This is a genomic window from Streptomyces sp. NPDC058796 (genome assembly GCF_042745235.1).
Taxonomy (GTDB): domain Bacteria; phylum Actinomycetota; class Actinomycetes; order Streptomycetales; family Streptomycetaceae; genus Streptomyces.
Map to the genome: position 1 here is coordinate 137,117 of NZ_JBHYOP010000005.1, position 16,034 is coordinate 153,150.

General features: G+C 72.4%; 12 protein-coding genes and 2 pseudogenes. 6 read left to right on the top strand and 8 right to left on the bottom strand.

All coding sequences use genetic code 11. The features are described 5' to 3' along the window. Positions 1 to 202 precede the first annotated feature (202 nt). Positions 203 to 970 carry an enoyl-CoA hydratase/isomerase family protein gene (locus ACFW47_RS14865; protein WP_386278143.1) on the top strand — a complete coding sequence of 256 codons (768 nt, stop codon included), beginning with the start codon at positions 203 to 205 and terminating at the stop codon, positions 968 to 970. Here the strand turns inward: ACFW47_RS14865 and ACFW47_RS14870 are convergent. Together ACFW47_RS14870 and ACFW47_RS14875 are read right to left on the bottom strand one after the other, a co-directional pair. Further along, entirely contained in the window at positions 957 to 1,592 is a 636-nt protein-coding gene (locus ACFW47_RS14870; RefSeq protein WP_386278145.1) for a DJ-1/PfpI family protein, read from the bottom strand. The two genes, ACFW47_RS14865 and ACFW47_RS14870, sit on opposite strands and share 14 nt — an antisense overlap. A 37-nt stretch (positions 1,593 to 1,629) precedes the next feature. Beyond that, positions 1,630 to 2,592, bottom strand: coding sequence for a GlxA family transcriptional regulator (locus ACFW47_RS14875; RefSeq protein ID WP_386278147.1), 963 nt, complete (start codon positions 2,590 to 2,592; stop codon positions 1,630 to 1,632). Between the two features lie 122 nt (positions 2,593 to 2,714). Between ACFW47_RS14875 and ACFW47_RS14880 the strand changes: the two genes are divergently transcribed. From ACFW47_RS14880 to ACFW47_RS14890, 3 genes are all read left to right on the top strand, one after another. Continuing rightward, positions 2,715 to 3,584 carry a hypothetical protein gene (locus ACFW47_RS14880; RefSeq protein WP_386278149.1) on the top strand — a complete coding sequence of 290 codons (870 nt, stop codon included), beginning with the start codon at positions 2,715 to 2,717 and terminating at the stop codon, positions 3,582 to 3,584. Positions 3,585 to 3,782: 198 nt separating this feature from the next. Continuing rightward, complete coding sequence (locus tag ACFW47_RS14885) at positions 3,783 to 3,914, top strand: LPFR motif small protein (protein ID WP_257003040.1); 132 nt, start codon at positions 3,783 to 3,785, stop codon at positions 3,912 to 3,914. Between the two features lie 115 nt (positions 3,915 to 4,029). Then, positions 4,030 to 6,375 carry a Tex family protein gene (locus ACFW47_RS14890; protein ID WP_386305973.1) on the top strand — a complete coding sequence of 782 codons (2,346 nt, stop codon included), beginning with the start codon at positions 4,030 to 4,032 and terminating at the stop codon, positions 6,373 to 6,375. 23 nt (positions 6,376 to 6,398) lie between these two features. Here the strand turns inward: ACFW47_RS14890 and ACFW47_RS14895 are convergent, their stop codons facing one another. Together ACFW47_RS14895 and ACFW47_RS14900 are read right to left on the bottom strand one after the other, a co-directional pair. After that, positions 6,399 to 8,039, bottom strand: coding sequence for an ABC-F family ATP-binding cassette domain-containing protein (locus ACFW47_RS14895; protein WP_386305974.1), 1,641 nt, complete (start codon positions 8,037 to 8,039; stop codon positions 6,399 to 6,401). Between the two features lie 35 nt (positions 8,040 to 8,074). Further along, positions 8,075 to 9,112 carry an oxidoreductase gene (locus ACFW47_RS14900; protein WP_386305975.1) on the bottom strand — a complete coding sequence of 346 codons (1,038 nt, stop codon included), beginning with the start codon at positions 9,110 to 9,112 and terminating at the stop codon, positions 8,075 to 8,077. Between the two features lie 65 nt (positions 9,113 to 9,177). Between ACFW47_RS14900 and ACFW47_RS14905 the strand changes: the two genes are divergently transcribed. Further along, complete coding sequence (locus tag ACFW47_RS14905; protein WP_386278159.1) at positions 9,178 to 10,131, top strand: FAD-dependent oxidoreductase; 954 nt, start codon at positions 9,178 to 9,180, stop codon at positions 10,129 to 10,131. Positions 10,132 to 10,209: 78 nt separating this feature from the next. Here ACFW47_RS14905 and ACFW47_RS14910 read toward each other — a convergent pair whose 3' ends face one another. The 3 genes from ACFW47_RS14910 to ACFW47_RS14920 all read right to left on the bottom strand — a co-directional run bounded on the left by ACFW47_RS14910 (position 10,210) and on the right by ACFW47_RS14920 (position 15,259). After that, positions 10,210 to 11,940: a BCCT family transporter gene (locus ACFW47_RS14910; RefSeq protein WP_386278161.1), complete on the bottom strand. Its 1,731-nt coding sequence runs from the start codon at positions 11,938 to 11,940 to the stop codon at positions 10,210 to 10,212. Between the two features lie 80 nt (positions 11,941 to 12,020). Continuing rightward, positions 12,021 to 13,301, bottom strand: coding sequence for a M14 family metallocarboxypeptidase (locus tag ACFW47_RS14915; protein ID WP_386278163.1), 1,281 nt, complete (start codon positions 13,299 to 13,301; stop codon positions 12,021 to 12,023). Beyond that, positions 13,298 to 15,259, bottom strand: a complete 1,962-nt coding sequence (locus tag ACFW47_RS14920) for a Xaa-Pro dipeptidyl-peptidase (protein WP_386305976.1) — start codon at positions 15,257 to 15,259, stop codon at positions 13,298 to 13,300. Before ACFW47_RS14920 ends, ACFW47_RS14915 begins: the two co-directional genes overlap by 4 nt. 199 nt (positions 15,260 to 15,458) lie before the next feature. On the opposite strand from ACFW47_RS14920, the pseudogene ACFW47_RS14925 reads away from it, so the two are divergent. Beyond that, positions 15,459 to 15,668, top strand: a pseudogene (locus tag ACFW47_RS14925) (M1 family peptidase); the annotation flags it as partial. 103 nt (positions 15,669 to 15,771) lie between these two features. On the opposite strand, the pseudogene ACFW47_RS14930 reads toward ACFW47_RS14925, so the two are convergent. After that, positions 15,772 to 16,011, bottom strand: a pseudogene (locus ACFW47_RS14930) (GNAT family N-acetyltransferase); the annotation flags it as partial. Positions 16,012 to 16,034: the final 23 nt, after the last annotated feature.

Sequence of the window (16,034 nt, forward strand, 5' to 3'; positions counted from 1 at the left end):
CCGGTCGCCACCCCTGGGCTCGATTGTCACCACACCCCTGAGTGTTGGGAACGCGTCGCTCCCCTCCGGATGACTGAACACAAGTCAGCTGGTATCGAACGGTTCTGATCGTTGGCGTATGACACGGTCAGTTGTGGGACCGTTCCTGTTCCGCTCACACCGTCCGTACGAACCCAACGGGTCGGCGGATAGCATCCGGCGCATGGAGCCCCAGCTGCTGCACCGGGTCGCCGACTCGGTCGCGACCGTCGTCGTCCACCACCCGGCCAAGCGCAACGCCATGACGGCGCGGATGTGGCGGGCGCTGCCGCAACTCCTCGACGCCCTGGCCGACGACCCGGCGGTGCGGGCGCTGGTGCTCACCGGTGAGGGCGGCACGTTCTGCGCCGGGGCCGACATCTCGACCCTGCGGGAGTCCGCGGAGGAGGCACAGGGGCTCGCCGTGCTGGCCGAGGAGGCCCTGGCCGCCTTCCCCAAGCCGACGCTGGCGGCGGTCCGCGGTCACTGCGTGGGCGGCGGGACGCAGCTGGCGGCCGCCTGCGACCTGCGGTTCGCCGAGGAGTCGGCGCTGTTCGGGGTGACTCCGGCCAAACTGGGGGTCGTGTATCCGGCGTCCTCGACCCGGCGGCTGGCAGCGCTGACCGGGCCGGCCACCGCGAAGTACCTGCTGTTCTCCGGGGAGTTGATCGACGCCGGGCGGGCGCTGCGCACGGGCCTGGTCGACGAGGTGCTGCCGGAGGGCGAACTCGGCAAGCGGGTGGCGGAGTTCACCCGGACCCTCACGTCCCGCTCGCAGCTGACGCAGGCCGCGGCGAAGGAGTTCGCGGACGGGCGCACCGACCGGGACGCGTACTGGACGGCGCAGGCACGCGGCAGCGGCGACCTCACGGAGGGGGTCGCCGCCTTCCTTGAGCGCAGGCAGCCGGAGTTCGGCTGGCGGGTCCCGGGGAGCGCGCCTACGTCAGGGTGAACCGGTTGCGGGTGCGGAACTCCTCGACGAGATGGGCGGGCGCCTTCTCGGGGGACCCCGCGTCGTAGGGCGGCTGGGGGTCGTACTCGGTCAGCAGCTGAACGGCCTGGGCGTGCTCGTCACCGGCGATCCGGCCGACCAGGGTGAGGCCCATGTCGATGCCGGAGGAGACGCCGGCCGCCGTCACGTACTTGCCGTCGGTGACCACCCGCTCCCCGGTCGGCTCGGCGCCGAACCGCTTCAGGAGGTCCAGGGCCAGCCAGTGCGAGGTGGCGCGGCGGCCGTCCAGCAGACCCGCGGCGGCGAGCAGCAGGGAACCGGAGCAGACCGAGGTGGTCCAGATGCTGGTGGCGTCGGCCGCGCGGAGCCACTCCAAGAGGGGCGCGTTGTCCATCTGCGCGTCCTGTCCGGGACCGCCGGGCACGACGACGACGTCCGGGTGCGGCACGTCGGAAAGGGTCCGGTCGGCGGTCAGCGCCAGGCTGCCCGTGTCGTTGCGGACAGGACCGGTCCGCTCGGCGACGAACACCGTCTCCGCGTCCGGGATGCGGCTGAGGGCCTCGTACGGTCCCACCGCGTCCAGGGCGGTGAAGCGGTCGAAGAGGACGATCGCGATCTGCACGGGTTTCCTTCCGGTCGGCGTGATGGTGGTACGGGGGTCACCGGACGGGTGCCGGGCGGAAGCGACGACGGTACTCGGCCGGTGAGGTTCCGAGGGTCCTGACGAAGGCGCGCCGCATGGCCTCCGGCGTGCCGTACCCGCTGGCGCGGGAGACCTCTTCGACGCCGTCCGCCGTGTCCTCCAGCAGCCGTCGCGCGTGCTCCAGCCGGACCCGGTCGACGTAGCGGCCGGGTGTCGTGCCCGTCTCCGCCTGGAAGGCCCGGGCGAAGTGGCGGGGCGAGAAGCCGGTGCGGGCGGCGAGCGACTCGACGCTCAGGTCGGCCCCGGGGTGCTCCGTGATCCACTGCTGGACCTCACGCAAGGGCTCGCGCCGCGCGGTCTGCGCTGCGAGCTGGGCGCTGAACTGGGCCTGGTTGCCGGGCCGGCGCAGGAACACCACCAGGTGGCGGGCGACGGTCAGGGCGGCGTCCCGGCCCAGGTCCTCCTCGACCAGGGCGAGGGCGAGGTCGATGCCGGAGGTGACACCGGCGGAGGTGGCGACGTGACCGTCGCGGATGTAGATCGGGTCGGGGTCGATGTCGACGGCCGGGTGGTCGCGGGCGAGCCGGCCCGAGTACGCCCAGTGGGTGGTCGCGCGGCGACCGTCCAGCAGTCCCGCCCGGGCGAGCAGGATCGCTCCCGTGCACACGGAGACCAGGCGCCGGGCGCGGGGGCCGTGCGCGCGCAGCCATTCGATCAGGTGCCGGTCGGGGTGCCGGGTTCCCTGGCCGCCCGGGACGACCAGGGTGTCCGGGTCTTCCGAGGCCGGGGCGAGGGACTCGTCCGGTACGACGGTCAGACCGCTGGACGTGCGTACGGGAGCGCCGTCCAGCGAGGCCGTACGGATGCGGTACGTCCCCGGCGCGTGCTTCTCCGCGCCCGCGAAGACCTCCACGGGGCCGGTGACATCGAGGCTCTGGACGTCGTCGAAGAGGACGACGAGGACGGTTCGCTGGGCCATGCGTCGATTCTTCGCCCAGGGCTCGAACGTCCGCAATGACGCGTACCCCACCTTTTCTGCCATGCCGCACGCGCCCGCATCAGCCCTGGATGACGTACTGAGCGGTTGGTAATGTGCCGGACATGACCACTGCCGCCATCGACGCCCGCGCCGGCCGCCGCTGCCACAACGCGCTCAACTCGCTGCACTCGACGCACTACTTCTCGCCCGACACGGACCGGGAGCTGAGCGTCCTCGGGGTCACCGACCCCCGGGCGGTCAACTTCGCGGTGCGCGCCGCCGCGCTCGGGCCGGTCGGCGCCGGCACCGTGACGGCGGTGTTCTACAACTACAAGCACGACCTCGTCGCCCGGCACGTGCCCGCCGTGTGGGACACCGTGGCGCCCCGGCAGGCGCTGGCGGCGCGCGAGCATGCCGTCGACGCGACGCTGCGCCGGCTGCTCGGCGAGGAGACCGTGTCGTCGGCGGAGATGGCGGAGGCGGCCGCTCTGGCGCTGCGCGCCGCCGAGGCCTGCTCGCGCGGTGCGCGCCCGCTGTACTCGGCCCACGCCGACCTGCCCGTGCCCGACGCGCCGCACCTGGCGTTGTGGCACGCGGCGACGCTGCTGCGCGAACACCGGGGCGACGGTCACCTCCTCGCGCTGGCGGCGGCCGGGCTGGACGGTCTGGAGGCGCTGGTGACGCACACCGCGACCGGCAGGGGCATGGCGCCGAAGTGGGTCTTCAGCACCCGTGGCTGGTCCCGGGAGGAGTGGGACGCGGCGGTGGACCGGCTGCGCGGGCGCGGCCTCGTCGACGACGCCGGAGAGCTGACGGATCGCGGGGCGGCACTGCGCGACGGGATCGAACAGGAGACGGACCGGCTCGACGCGGCCCCCTACACACACCTGGGGGCGGAGGGTGTGGCGCGCCTGACGGACCTCGCGTCGGCCTTCGCCCGCAAGGCGGTCGGCGCGGGCGCCTTCCCGGCGGACCTGTTCGGCAAGCGCTGAGAACATCGCACGGCGCACGCCGGGGGCCGGCCCCGCTTCGCGGGCGCGGCGGGGCGAGGGTCGCGCGTCCGGGGCTCCGGGGCGGGGCTCGCGGGCATGAGTCGTGGATCACGGGCCGTTGGTGAGCATGCCGCGCCGATGAGGAGGTACCCGTACTCTCCCCGGCCGGAGGGGCCGGGGAGACGAGAGGGGCTTTCCGTGTTCCGTGCCATCGCAGACGTACTGCGCCAGATCGGTGGCGCCATCGCCACCGTCGTGACGCTTCCTTTCCGGGCCCTGGCCCGGCTCTTCGGCGGCGCGTCGTCCGCCACCCGCGGCCGCAGGGTCTGATGCCGGCTGCGGTGCGACCCGGTCGCGACGGGCCCGGGTGCCGCCCTGATCCCCGATTGTCGGTGTCACCTGCCACAATTGCCGCGCAACCTCAGTGAGAAGGCGGTACGGGATCGTGACGACACCCGGGTCCAGCGCGTCCAGCGACGTGAGGTCCATCGAAGGCAGGATCGCCGAGGAACTCGGCGTGCGGGAGCGGCAGGTGAAGGCCGCGGTGGAGCTGCTCGACGGCGGCTCGACGGTGCCCTTCATCGCCCGCTACCGCAAGGAAGCGACCGAGATGCTCGACGACGCGCAGTTGCGCACGCTCGAGGAGCGGCTGCGCTATCTGCGGGAGTTGGAGGAGCGGCGCGCGGCGATTCTCGACTCGGTGCGCGAGCAGGGCAAGCTCACCGAGGAGCTGGAGGCGCGCATCCGGACGGCCGGGACCAAGGCCCGGCTGGAGGACATCTACCTGCCGTTCAAGCCGAAGCGGCGGACGAAGGCGCAGATCGCGCGCGAAGCGGGGCTCGAGCCGCTGGCCGAGGGCCTGCTCGCCGACCCGTCGGTGGACCCCCTGGCCGCCGCTGCCGCGTTCGTGGACGCCGGCAAGGGCGTGGCGGATCCGCAGGCCGCCCTGGACGGGGCCCGGTCGATCCTCACCGAGAAGTTCTCGGAGGACGCCGACCTGATCGGCGAGCTTCGCGAGCGGATGTGGGGACGCGGGCGGCTCGTGGCCAGGGTGAAGGAGGGCAAGGAGGAGGCCGGCGCCAAGTTCGCCGACTACTTCGACTTCGCCGAGCCGTTCACCGAGCTGCCCTCGCACCGCGTCCTCGCCATGCTGCGCGGCGAGAAGGAGGACGTGCTCGACCTCGTCCTGGAGCCCGAGGAGGCCACCGACGGTCCGTCGTCGTACGACGGTGTCGTCGCGAGCCGGTTCGGGATCGCCGACCGCGGCCGGCCCGGCGACAAGTGGCTGAAGGACACGGTCCGCTGGGCCTGGCGCACCCGCATCCTGGTCCACCTCGGCATCGACCTGAGGCTGAGGCTGCGCACGGCCGCCGAGGACGAGGCGGTGAACGTCTTCGCCGCCAACCTGCGCGATCTGCTGCTGGCCGCACCGGCGGGCACCCGCGCGACGCTCGGCCTGGACCCGGGCTTCCGTACGGGTGTGAAGGTGGCCGTGGTCGACGCGACCGGCAAGGTCGTGGCCACCGACGTGATCCACCCGCACGTGCCGGCCAACCGGTGGGACGAGGCGATCGCCAAGCTGGCGCGGCTCGCGAAGGAGCACGCGGTCGAGCTGATCGCCATCGGCAACGGCACGGCGTCCCGCGAGACCGACAAGCTCGCCGGGGAGCTCATCGCCAAGCACCCGGAGCTGAAGCTGACCAAGGTGATGGTGTCCGAGGCCGGCGCCTCCGTGTACTCCGCCTCCGCCTTCGCCTCGCAGGAGCTGCCGGACATGGACGTCTCCCTGCGCGGCGCCGTGTCGATCGCCCGGCGGCTCCAGGACCCGCTGGCCGAGCTGGTGAAGATCGACCCGAAGTCGATCGGCGTCGGCCAGTACCAGCACGACCTGTCCGAGGTGAAGCTGTCCCGCTCACTGGACGCGGTCGTCGAGGACTGTGTGAACGGCGTGGGCGTGGACGTCAACACGGCGTCGGCGCCGCTGCTCGCGCGGGTCTCCGGCATCACCTCCGGACTCGCCGAGAACATCGTCGCGCACCGTGACGCGAACGGCCCGTTCTCCTCGCGGACCGAGCTGAAGAAGGTGTCGCGGCTCGGTCCCAAGGCGTACGAGCAGTGCGCGGGCTTCCTGCGGATCCGGGGCGGCAGCGACCCGCTGGACGCCTCCAGCGTGCACCCCGAGGCGTACCCCGTGGTGCGCAGGATGGTGAAGACCGCCGGGCAGGAGGTGGCCGGGCTGATCGGCAACACGTCCGTGCTGCGGTCGCTGAAGCCGGCGGACTTCGTGGACGAGACGTTCGGTCTGCCGACGGTCTCCGACATCCTGCGGGAGCTGGAGAAGCCGGGGCGCGACCCGCGGCCGGCCTTCAAGACGGCCACCTTCAAGGAGGGCGTGGAGAAGATCTCCGACCTGTCGTCGGGGATGGTGCTGGAGGGGGTCGTCACGAACGTGGCGGCCTTCGGGGCGTTCGTGGACGTCGGTGTGCACCAGGACGGTCTGGTGCATGTGTCCGCGATGTCCAAGACGTTCGTGAAGGATCCGCGGGACGTGGTGAAGCCCGGGGACATCGTGAAGGTGAAGGTGCTGGACGTCGACATTCCGCGGAAGCGGATCTCGTTGACGCTGCGGTTGGACGACGAGGCTGCCGCCCAGGGGGAGCAGAAGAAGGAGCGTGAGGGGAAGCCGCCTCGGCAGCGGAAGGCCACCGGCGGCAAGGGGAGGGCCTCTGCGGCGCCGGCGCCTTCCAATGGGGCGATGGCCGACGCGTTGCGGCGGGCCGGGCTGGCGTAGGCGCCGGAGGGGCGCGGCTGGTGCTAGCGCTCCGCCACCTTGCCGTCCGTCACCTCCAGGCGGCGGGTCACCCTGACCGCGTCCAGCATGCGGCGGTCGTGGGTGATCAGGAGGAGGGTGCCCTCGTAGGCGTCCAGGGCCGATTCCAGCTGTTCGATGGCCGGGAGGTCGAGGTGGTTGGTCGGCTCGTCGAGGACCAGGAGGTTGACGCCCCGGCCCTGGAGGAGCGCGAGGGCGGCCCTCGTGCGCTCGCCCGGTGACAGGGTCGCCGCCGGGCGCATGACGTGGTCCGCCTTCAGGCCGAACTTGGCCAGGAGGGTGCGGACGTCCGCCGGTTCCGTGTCCGGGACGGCGGCGCGGAAGGCGTCCAGCAGCGGCTCGGGCCCGTGGAACAGCTCGCGCGCCTGGTCCACCTCGCCGAGCAGGACGCCGGAGCCGAGCGCGGCGTGTCCGGCGTCCAGTGGGACGCGGCCGAGGAGGGCCCCGAGGAGAGTGGACTTGCCCGCGCCGTTGGCTCCGGTCACCGCGACCCGGTCCGCCCAGTCGATCTGGAGGGAGACCGGGCCGAGGACGAAGTCGCCCCGGCGGACCTCGGCGTCGCGCAAGGTGGCCACCACGGCGCCGGAGCGGGGCGCCGAGGCGATCTCCATCCGCAGTTCCCACTCCTTGCGCGGCTCCTCGACGACCTCCAGGCGCTCGATCATGCGCTGGGTCTGGCGGGCCTTGGCGGCCTGCTTCTCGCTGGCCTCGCTGCGGAACTTGCGGCCGATCTTGTCGTTGTCGTTGCCCGCCTTGCGCCGGGCGTTCTTGACGCCCTTGTCCATCCAGGTGCGCTGCATCTGCGCCCGGTCCTGGAGGGCGGCGCGCTTGTCGGCGTACTCCTCGTACTCGTCGCGGGCGTGGCGGCGGGCGACCTCGCGTTCCTCCAGGTAGCCCTGGTAGCCGCCGCCGTAGAGGCTGATCCGGCGCTGGGCGAGGTCGAGTTCCAGGACCCTGGTGACGGTGCGGGTGAGGAACTCGCGGTCGTGGCTGACCACGACGGTGCCGGCCCGCAGGCCGGTGACGAAGCGTTCGAGGCGCTCCAGTCCGTCCAGGTCGAGGTCGTTGGTCGGCTCGTCCAGGAGGAAGACGTCGTAGCGGGACAGGAGGAGGGAGGCGAGGCCGGCGCGGGCGGCCTGGCCTCCGGACAGGGACGTCATCGGCTGGTCGAGCCCGACCGTCAGGCCCAGCGCGTCGGCGGTCTCCTCGGCGCGTTCGTCGAGGTCGGCTCCGCCGAGGGCCAGCCAGCGCTCCAGGCTCGTCGCGTACGCGTCGTCGGCGCCGGGGACCGCGTCGACCAGGGCCTGCGTGGCCTCGTCCATGGCCCGCTGGGCCTCGGTGACGCCGGTGCGGCGGGCGAGGAAGGCCCGGACGGTCTCACCGGGCCGGCGTTCCGGCTCCTGCGGGAGGTGTCCGACGGTGGCGGTGGGCGGCGACAGGCGCAGCTCGCCCTCCTCCGGCGCGCTCAGCCCGGCGAACATCCGCAGCAGGGTGGACTTGCCCGCGCCGTTGGCTCCGACGAGACCGATCACGTCGCCGGGGGCCACGACGAGGTCGAGTCCGGCGAACAGGGAGCGGTCGCCGTGGCCGGCGGCGAGGTTCTTGGCGACGAGGGTGGCAGTCATCAGACCGTCGATCCTAGCGGCGGTCCGCCGCACGCTCAGCCGGGTTCCGGGGGCGTCACCGCCGTCACCAGCACGCTTCCGGGAGCGCGGGCCACCAGGTAGGACTCCCCCTTCACCGTCCCGGCGTCGAGGGTGACGCGGTGGGTGCCCGGTCCGAGCACTCCGTCGAAGACCTCGTGGACGCGGGTGCGGTGGAGCCGGTCGACGCGGTACGCGGTGAGCCGTACCCGGCAGGGCGAGGTGACCTCGACGTCCGCGGCGGTGCCGGTAGCCGTCAGCCGGGTCAGCCGGCGCCGCCCGGCCGGGCCGTCGTCCAGGGCGTGTTCGATCTGGGCGACGAGCAGCGGCACGATCGGGGCGAGGCCGTCGACGTGGGGCACGTCCACCCCTGCGTCGGTAAAGGCACGGCGTACGGCTGACCGCTGTTCCGCGTCGGCCCCGGTGCCGAAGGCGACCGCGCCGTAGGCACGCAGCTCCTCGGCCGGTACGGCCCCGGCGTCCCCGGTGATGTCGGCGCCGATGCCGATGGCGCGCAGCGCGGCGGCGAGTCTGGCGAGCAGGGCGACGCGGGCGCCGATGAGCAGGACCCGGCGGCGGGTGTGCGCGGTGCGGTCGCCGTCGAGCAGGGCGGCGAGGGCGGCCCGGTACTCGGCGCCGGGGAAGCGGTACGGGCCGATGCCGTGGTAGCCGTTGAACTCCAGGTCGGCGTGGTCGCCGGTCTGCCAGGCGAAGTCCCGCCAGACGAAGTCGCCGCCGTCCCGCACGATCACGGCGGTCACCGCGCCGCAGGCGAGGTCCGCGCACTCGGGGCAGCCGTAGATGACGTAACGGCCGCCGGGCAGGGGCGCCTCGGTCTCCAGGAGCAGGCCGCGGACCTGTGCGGTGAAGATCGCGGGTGGCACGTCGGAGGCGAGCGGGGAGACGGCGTCGAGGTCGGACAGGCGGAACAGCAGGGGGCGTCCGTCGACGACGAAGTCCATGAAGTCGCGGTGGACCTGGTAGTCACCGTCGGCGAGGACCCCGCCGGCCCGCGTCGCCGGTGCCAGGCCGAAGGTCGCGTACTCGGCTGCCATGCGGTGAGTATTCCCGCCTCGGGGCCGGTCTGCGCACGCCTTGGCATGTTCGCTAACGTCCCCGGATGGAAACCGAACTGGGTGACGAAGCCGTCGTGGTCGGTGGCGGGGTGGTCGGCCTGACGACGGCCGTCGTGCTCGCCGAGCGCGGCAGGCGGGTACGGCTGTGGACGAGAGAGGCCGCCGAGCGGACCACCTCGGCGGTCGCCGGCGGCCTGTGGTGGCCGTACCGCGTCGAACCGGTGGCGCTGGCTCGGGCGTGGGCGCTGCGGTCGCTGGACGTGTACGAGGAGCTGGCGGCGCGGCCCGAAGTGACCGGCGTACGCATGGTCGAAGGGGTGCTGGGCGAGACCGGCCTGGACGAGGTGGACGCCTGGGCCGCCGCCCGGCTGCCGGGGCTGCGCGCGGCGACCGCCGAGGAGTACGGCGGAGCGGGGCTGTGGGCGCGGTTGCCGCTCATCGACATGCCGGCGCACCTGTCGTGGCTGCGGGAGCGGTTCGCGGCGGCGGGCGGGGTGCTGGAGAACCGCGCCGTGGACCGTCTGGACGAGGTCGAGGCGCCGGTGGTGGTCAACTGCACGGGCCTGGGCGCCCGGGAGCTGGTGCCGGACCCGTCGGTGCGGCCGGTGCGCGGGCAGCTGGTCGTGGTGGAGAACCCGGGTGTCGACACCTGGCTGGTCTCCACCGACCCGGTGTCCGGGGAGGTGGCGTACTTCCTGCCGCAGCCGGGCCGGCTCCTGCTGGGCGGCACGGCCGAGGAAGACGTCTGGGCGGACGAGCCGGACCCGGCGGTCGCGGAGGCGATCGTGCGGCGGTGTGCGGCGCTGCGGCCGGAGATCGCGGGGGCGCGGGTGCTCGGTCATCTGGTGGGGCTCAGGCCGGCGCGGGACGCGGTGCGGCTGGAGCGCGAGTCGCTGCCGGACGGGCGGGTGCTGGTGCACAACTACGGTCACGGCGGCGGGGGCGTCACCGTGGCCTGGGGCTGTGCACGGGAGGCTGCCGAGCTCGCGTCCGGCTGACGGTGCGGGCGGTTGCTCCACGGGGAGGGGCCGGCACGCGGTGCGTGCCGGCCCCTGCCCGTTCACCCGTCCTCCGGCTCAGTGGTGCTTGCCGATCGGGTCTCCCTCCACGTCCGGGCCGGTGCCCGGACCGATGCGGATCTCGAAGTCGCCCTCGTACTGCTTGTGGCCCTCGATGACGGCCATCTCGACGGCCTCGGAGGCCATCTCGCCGCGCACGATGAGGGGGTCGCGGCGCAGGTCCCGCATGAGGGCGACGCACATGCCGATCATCACGATGACGAAGGGTGCCGCCGCGAGGATCGTGAGGTTCTGCAGTCCGGTCAGTGCGTCTCCCTCGCCGCTGCCGACCAGGAGCATGATGGCGGCGACCGCGCCGGTCACCACGCCCCAGAACACGACCACCCAGCGGTTGGGCTCCAGCGCGCCCTTCTGCGAGAGGGTGCCCATCACGATGGAGGCCGCGTCGGCGCCGGAGACGAAGAAGATGCCGACGAGGATCATCACCAGCAGGCTGGTGGCGGTGGCGATGGGGTACTCCTGGAGGACGGCGAAGAGCCGGCCCTCGGGGGTGGTCTCGTCCCCGAGCCGGTTCTGCTCCTGGAGCCGCATGGCCGAGCCGCCGAAGATGGCGAACCAGACCAGGCTGACCGTGCTGGGCACGAGGATGACGCCGCCGATGAACTGGCGGATGGTCCGGCCCCGGCTGATGCGGGCGATGAACATGCCGACGAACGGCGTCCAGGAGATCCACCACGCCCAGTAGAAGACGGTCCAGCTGCTCAGCCAGTCCGCGACGCCCTCGCCGCCGCTGATCTCGGTGCGGCCGGCCATCTCGGGCAGGTCGCCGAGGTAGGTGAAGACCGAGGTCGGCAGCAGGTCGAGGATCAGGATGGTCGGACCGGCGACGAACACGAAGACGGCCAGGAGCAGCGCCAGCACCATGTTGGTGTTGGACAGCCACTGGATGCCCTTCTCGACGCCGGAGATCGCCGAGGCCACGAACGCCACGGTCAGCACCGCGATGATGCCGACCAGCAGACCGGTGCTGACCTTGTCCATCCAGTCGAGCTTCTCCACGCCGGAGCCGATCTGGAGGGCGCCGAGACCGAGGGAGGCCGCGGAGCCGAAGACCGTCGCGATGATGGCGAGGATGTCGATGATCCGGCCACCGGTGCCGTTGGCGTGCTTGGTGCCGATGAGCGGGGTGAACACGGCGCTGATGGTCTGCCGGCGGCGCCTGCGGAAGGTGCTGTAGGCGATGCCGAGGCCGACCACCGCGTAGATCGCCCACGGGTGGAGCGTCCAGTGGAACAGGGTGGTGGCCATGGCCGTCTCCATGCGGTCGCCGGAGTCGGCGGGAGAGGTGCCGGGCGGGGCGGTGTCGTAGTGCGCGAGCGGCTCGCTCACGCCCCAGAACATCAGGCCGATGCCCATGCCCGCGCTGAACATCATGGCGACCCAGGACACCGTGCGGAACTCGGGTTCCTCACCTTCGGCCCCCAGGTGGATGCGGCCGTAGCGGCTGGCCGCGAGCCAGAGGGCGAAGATCACGAACCCGGAGGCCGCCAGCACGAACGCCCAGCCGCCGTTGTGCATCAGTCCGCCGAGCATGGTGCCGGAGGCGTCCTCCAGCGAGTCGGTGCCGATGGCGCCCCAGAGGACGAAGGCGAGGGTCAGGACGGCGGTGACGCCGAAGACGACGCGGTCGGTCCGCGGTTTGTGCTCCTGGCCCGGCAGGCCCGCTTCCGAACCCGGCAGCGTTCCTCTTTCGTGGTGTTCCTTGTCGCTTGGTCGGTCCTGCGTCACAGGCGGCACCTTTCAAGTCGGTGAGGCTGAAAATACTCCTCCGCTACGCCATTACCACGTGCGACGCAGAACTCACCCTTTCAGCAGCGGGTGTCGGGTTCACCCACCGTCAAGTGGTACGTCGCCCGCTCGTCGAGGAGCAGCGGCACGAGGGCGCGCAGTGGCTGGCGCAGCGGTACGTAGGCGCCCTCCTCCCCGGCCGAGCGCGCATGTACACCGTGCAGGACCAGTTCGTCCCGGATGTCCGTGTATTGGGCAGCGGTCAGCCGGTAGCCGCAGGGCGGGTCCTGGATGACCTCGGTGGCTTCGGCCGGGTCGTTGTCCGCTCCGCCGACGTACACGGGGCCCGTGTCGGTCAGCCCGGACCACCGGGCGGTCGCCGTGGCCGCCTCCACGCGTCCGCGCCGCTGGTCCGCGTAGCGGAACATGCCGTCCAGGGCCGCGAGCTGCGAGTCCACCCGACGTCGGTTGTTCAGCGCCTGGTCCTCGCGTTCGGCGTCGGTGAGCGGGTCGACGCGGCTCTCGATGAGCAGGCCGACCGCGTGTTTCACGCCGGACATGTTCCGCAGGATGCGTTCCTGGCCGTCTCCGGCGGTCTGCTTGATGGGGTCGCCGGTCTCGGGGTCGGTCCAGATGCCGTAGGTGCCGGTCGAGTAACCGGCCTCGTCCGCGGCGGGACGGACGTACTTCCCGGAGAGTGCCTGCGCCTCGTCGTGGACGCGGGTGTGGGTGTTGAGGTTGCGGGGCCAGAGGTCGAAGAGGTCCTTGTCGTAGTACGGGGGTGTGGCACCGTACTCGTGCAGGTCGTAGAGGACGTCGGGGCGCCGGTCGCGGACGACGGCGGCCAGGGCGCGGGCCTCGGCGGTCCTCAGGGAGAGGTGGTCGCGGTTGATGTCCACGCCGTCGCTGTTGCCCCGGGTGTTCGCCGCGCGGCCGTCCGGGTTGGCGGTGGGCAGGACCAGCACGGTGGTGCGGTCGAGGAAGTGCCGGGTACGCCGGTCCTTGGCCCAGGCGAGGTCGCGGACGGTGGACAGGCAGGCCTCGCGGCCGGCGGGTTCGTCGCCGTGCTGGCTGCACACGAGGAGCACCTTGTTGGGGGCGGAGGGCCTGCCGATCGTCACCAGCTGGAGCGGCCGGTTCTGTTTCGTGGTGCCGATGCGGTCGACGCTGACGCGGTCGCTCGCCCGGTCGGCGGCGGCCAGCAGCGCCTGCTCCTCGGGCTGGGTGGTCCAGCGGGCGCCGTGCGTCTCCTCGAAGCCGGTGCGGGGCGGCTCGTGGCCGGCGGCGGCGTGGGCCGGGGCGGTGAGGAGGGACGCGGCGAGGGCCGCGGTGGTCACGGTGAGGGTGCGCAGGCGGTTCATCGGGCTCCCTTCGGGACGCGGTGCGTGGTGTGCGGGGCGTTCACGCCGTCGAGGGGCGTGGGCGCGGGTGCCGCGGTTGCCGTCCCGGCGGTGGCCCGGGCGAACGCGGCCGTGCCGCCGACGAACGGTACGCGTGCCGACGTGCGGGAGAGGTCCAGCGTGAGGGTCGGCGTGTCGGCTGGCGGGTCGATGAGGTCCTTGTCGGTGCCGGCGACGATCAGCGCGAGGCGGTGGCCGGCGGGGACGACGTGGTCGGTGGCCGCGAGGTCCAGGGTGACGGTGTACGCCTTGCCGGGGGTGAGCGGGCGGCCGTGCCACTTGGAGGCGTGGTTGCCGAGGTCGGCCCAGCCGCGGCTGACGACCGTGTAGTCCACGTCGGTGGTCTTCGCAGCCGTTTCCAGGTAGCAGGAGCTGTCGCCCGGGGTGCTCGGGCCCCAGCAGGTGCGGTCGGTGCGGGTGGTGACGCCCTCGCCGCGGTCGGCGTAGTCGCGGATGGTGTCGGGGCCGAGGTCGACGAGCACGGCGGACAGGTGGGCCGTCGGGGTGCTGGAGCGCGCGGTGACGGTGACCTCGGAGGTGCCGGACAGGCGCAGGTCGCGGGTGAGCGGGCCGGTGACGAAGCCGGCCTTGCCCGGGGTCGGCTCGTCGATGTGCGCGGCCCAGTCGGTCTCGCTCAGCGCCGGGTCGTCGCTGAAGGTCTCGGTGCCGCGGTCGCGGCGCAGGCCGAGGGTGCCGACGCCCGGCCGGTCACCGTCGGCGGGGCGCAGGGTGGTGGTGGCGGTGGAGCTCGGCGGCCAGGTCCTGGACGTCTCCCACTGGTCCGGCCGGCGTTCGATGTCGGCCATGGGCTCGCGGTCGATTCCGTTGTCGTAGCCGAGGAGTTCGTGGTCGAACCAGCGGTGCAGGGTGTCGACCCACTCGGCCCGGCGGAAGTCGAAGGGGTCGACGTGGCCGGTCTGGGAGAGCCAGATCTTGCGGTCGACGCCGTTCTTCGCGAGGGCGTTCCACCACGGTCCGACGTGCTGCATGCGGACGTTGAGGTCCTGCATGCCGTGGACGAGGAAGACGCTCGCCTTCACCTTGCTCGCGGCCTTCACGTAGTCGCGCTCGAACCACAGCCGGGTCCAGTCGCCGGTGCGCGGGGCACCGTCGACGAGCCTCTGCTGCACGGCGTCGCAGTGTGCGCGGGCGTCGGGGCTGTTGACGTAGTCGGAGAGCCAGTCGGGGCCGGAGTCGTAGAGCGGGGCGCCCTGGCTGAAGTAGTAGTCGTACCAGGAGGAGATGGCGGCGATCGGGACGATGGTCTCCAGGCCCTCGACTCCGGTCGCGGCCACGCCGTTGGCGATGGTGCCGTCCCAGCTCTTGCCGATCATGCCGGTCCTGCCGTTGGTCCAGTCGGCCTCGGCGCGCTCGCCGCCGGTGCGGCTGGTGTAGGCCTTCGCGCGGCCGTTGAGCCAGTCGACGACGGCCTTCGCGGACCGGACGTCGGAACGTCCGCCGACGTCGACACAGCCGTCGGAGCGGTTGGTTCCGGCCAGGTCGACGCCGACGAAGGCGTAGCCGCGCGGCACGAAGTAGTTGTCGTAGTACAGCGGCATCCCGACGACGTTCCCGTCGGCGTCGTAGGTCTTCTTCTGGCTCTCGTTGCCGCGCCCGCAGCAGGAGTAGTACGGGCTGGCGTCCATGATGACGGGGATCTTGCGGCCCACTGCGGCGGGTTCGCGGGGGCGGACGATGTCGACGGCGACGCGGTCGTCCTCACCGTCGCCGTCCCCGTCGTACCCGGTGTCCACCCAGACGGCCTCGCGGATGGCGTCGTCGTAGGAGTGCACCGGTTCGCTCTGCCGCGGGGTCGCGGGGTGGGCCGTGGCGACGGGCGTGAGCAAGGTTGCCATGAGTGCGGCCGTGGCCGCCGTCGCGAGCGGTCTCCAGGTCGTGAAGCGCGTGCGTATCGGCATGCGCGGACGGTACATCGGTCAACTCCCGTGCAGAAGAGGGCGTTCGGGGACGCGTGACGGCCGCGGGCCTCGTGACGGCAGGGGGTCCCATGTCGGCCGGATGGCGATGGTGTGACAGGGGTGGCGGTGGACATGGCCGGGCGCGCAGGAGCTGAGTAGGCTCCGAACAGATCCCGTGTCCCTACGACTTGGAGCTTTCGTGCACCGCAGAATCATCGTGCCGGGCGCACTGGGCGCCGCCTCCGTCCTGCTGGCGATCCAGGCCTCGGCGGCGGCCCACTCCCCCGGCGCGCCGGGCATCGGCGACCCCTACTACCCGGCCTACGGCAACGGCGGATAGGACGTCTCCCACTACGACCTGCGCCTGAAGTACCGGCCGGACTCGGACCGGCTGGAGGGTACGGCGACGACTGCCTAGTGATCACCCGGACTGGATCATCGAACGGCGGCGGGAAGAGGCCCCGCCCATCCGCCGCAGAGGTGGCGAGCGGAGCGGCCTCCGCCTCCCTCTGTCACACCTTTCGCGTACAGACGAAGCCGAGCGACGTGAGGCCTTCCGCGCGGCACAGACGGTCCGATGCCCCGCCCACCTCCGTCTGGAGCAGCTGGTAGTCGGCGGCGTGACTCTGCCCCCAGTGCATGGCCGCGCGCCACAGCAGACGCCCCAAGCCGTGGCCGCGGACCTCCGGCAGGACAGCGAAGTACTGCGGCATCAGCTGGCGGTAGCCGACAGCGTCGGGCCGGATCTCCATGGTCTCCGACATGACCCCACCGT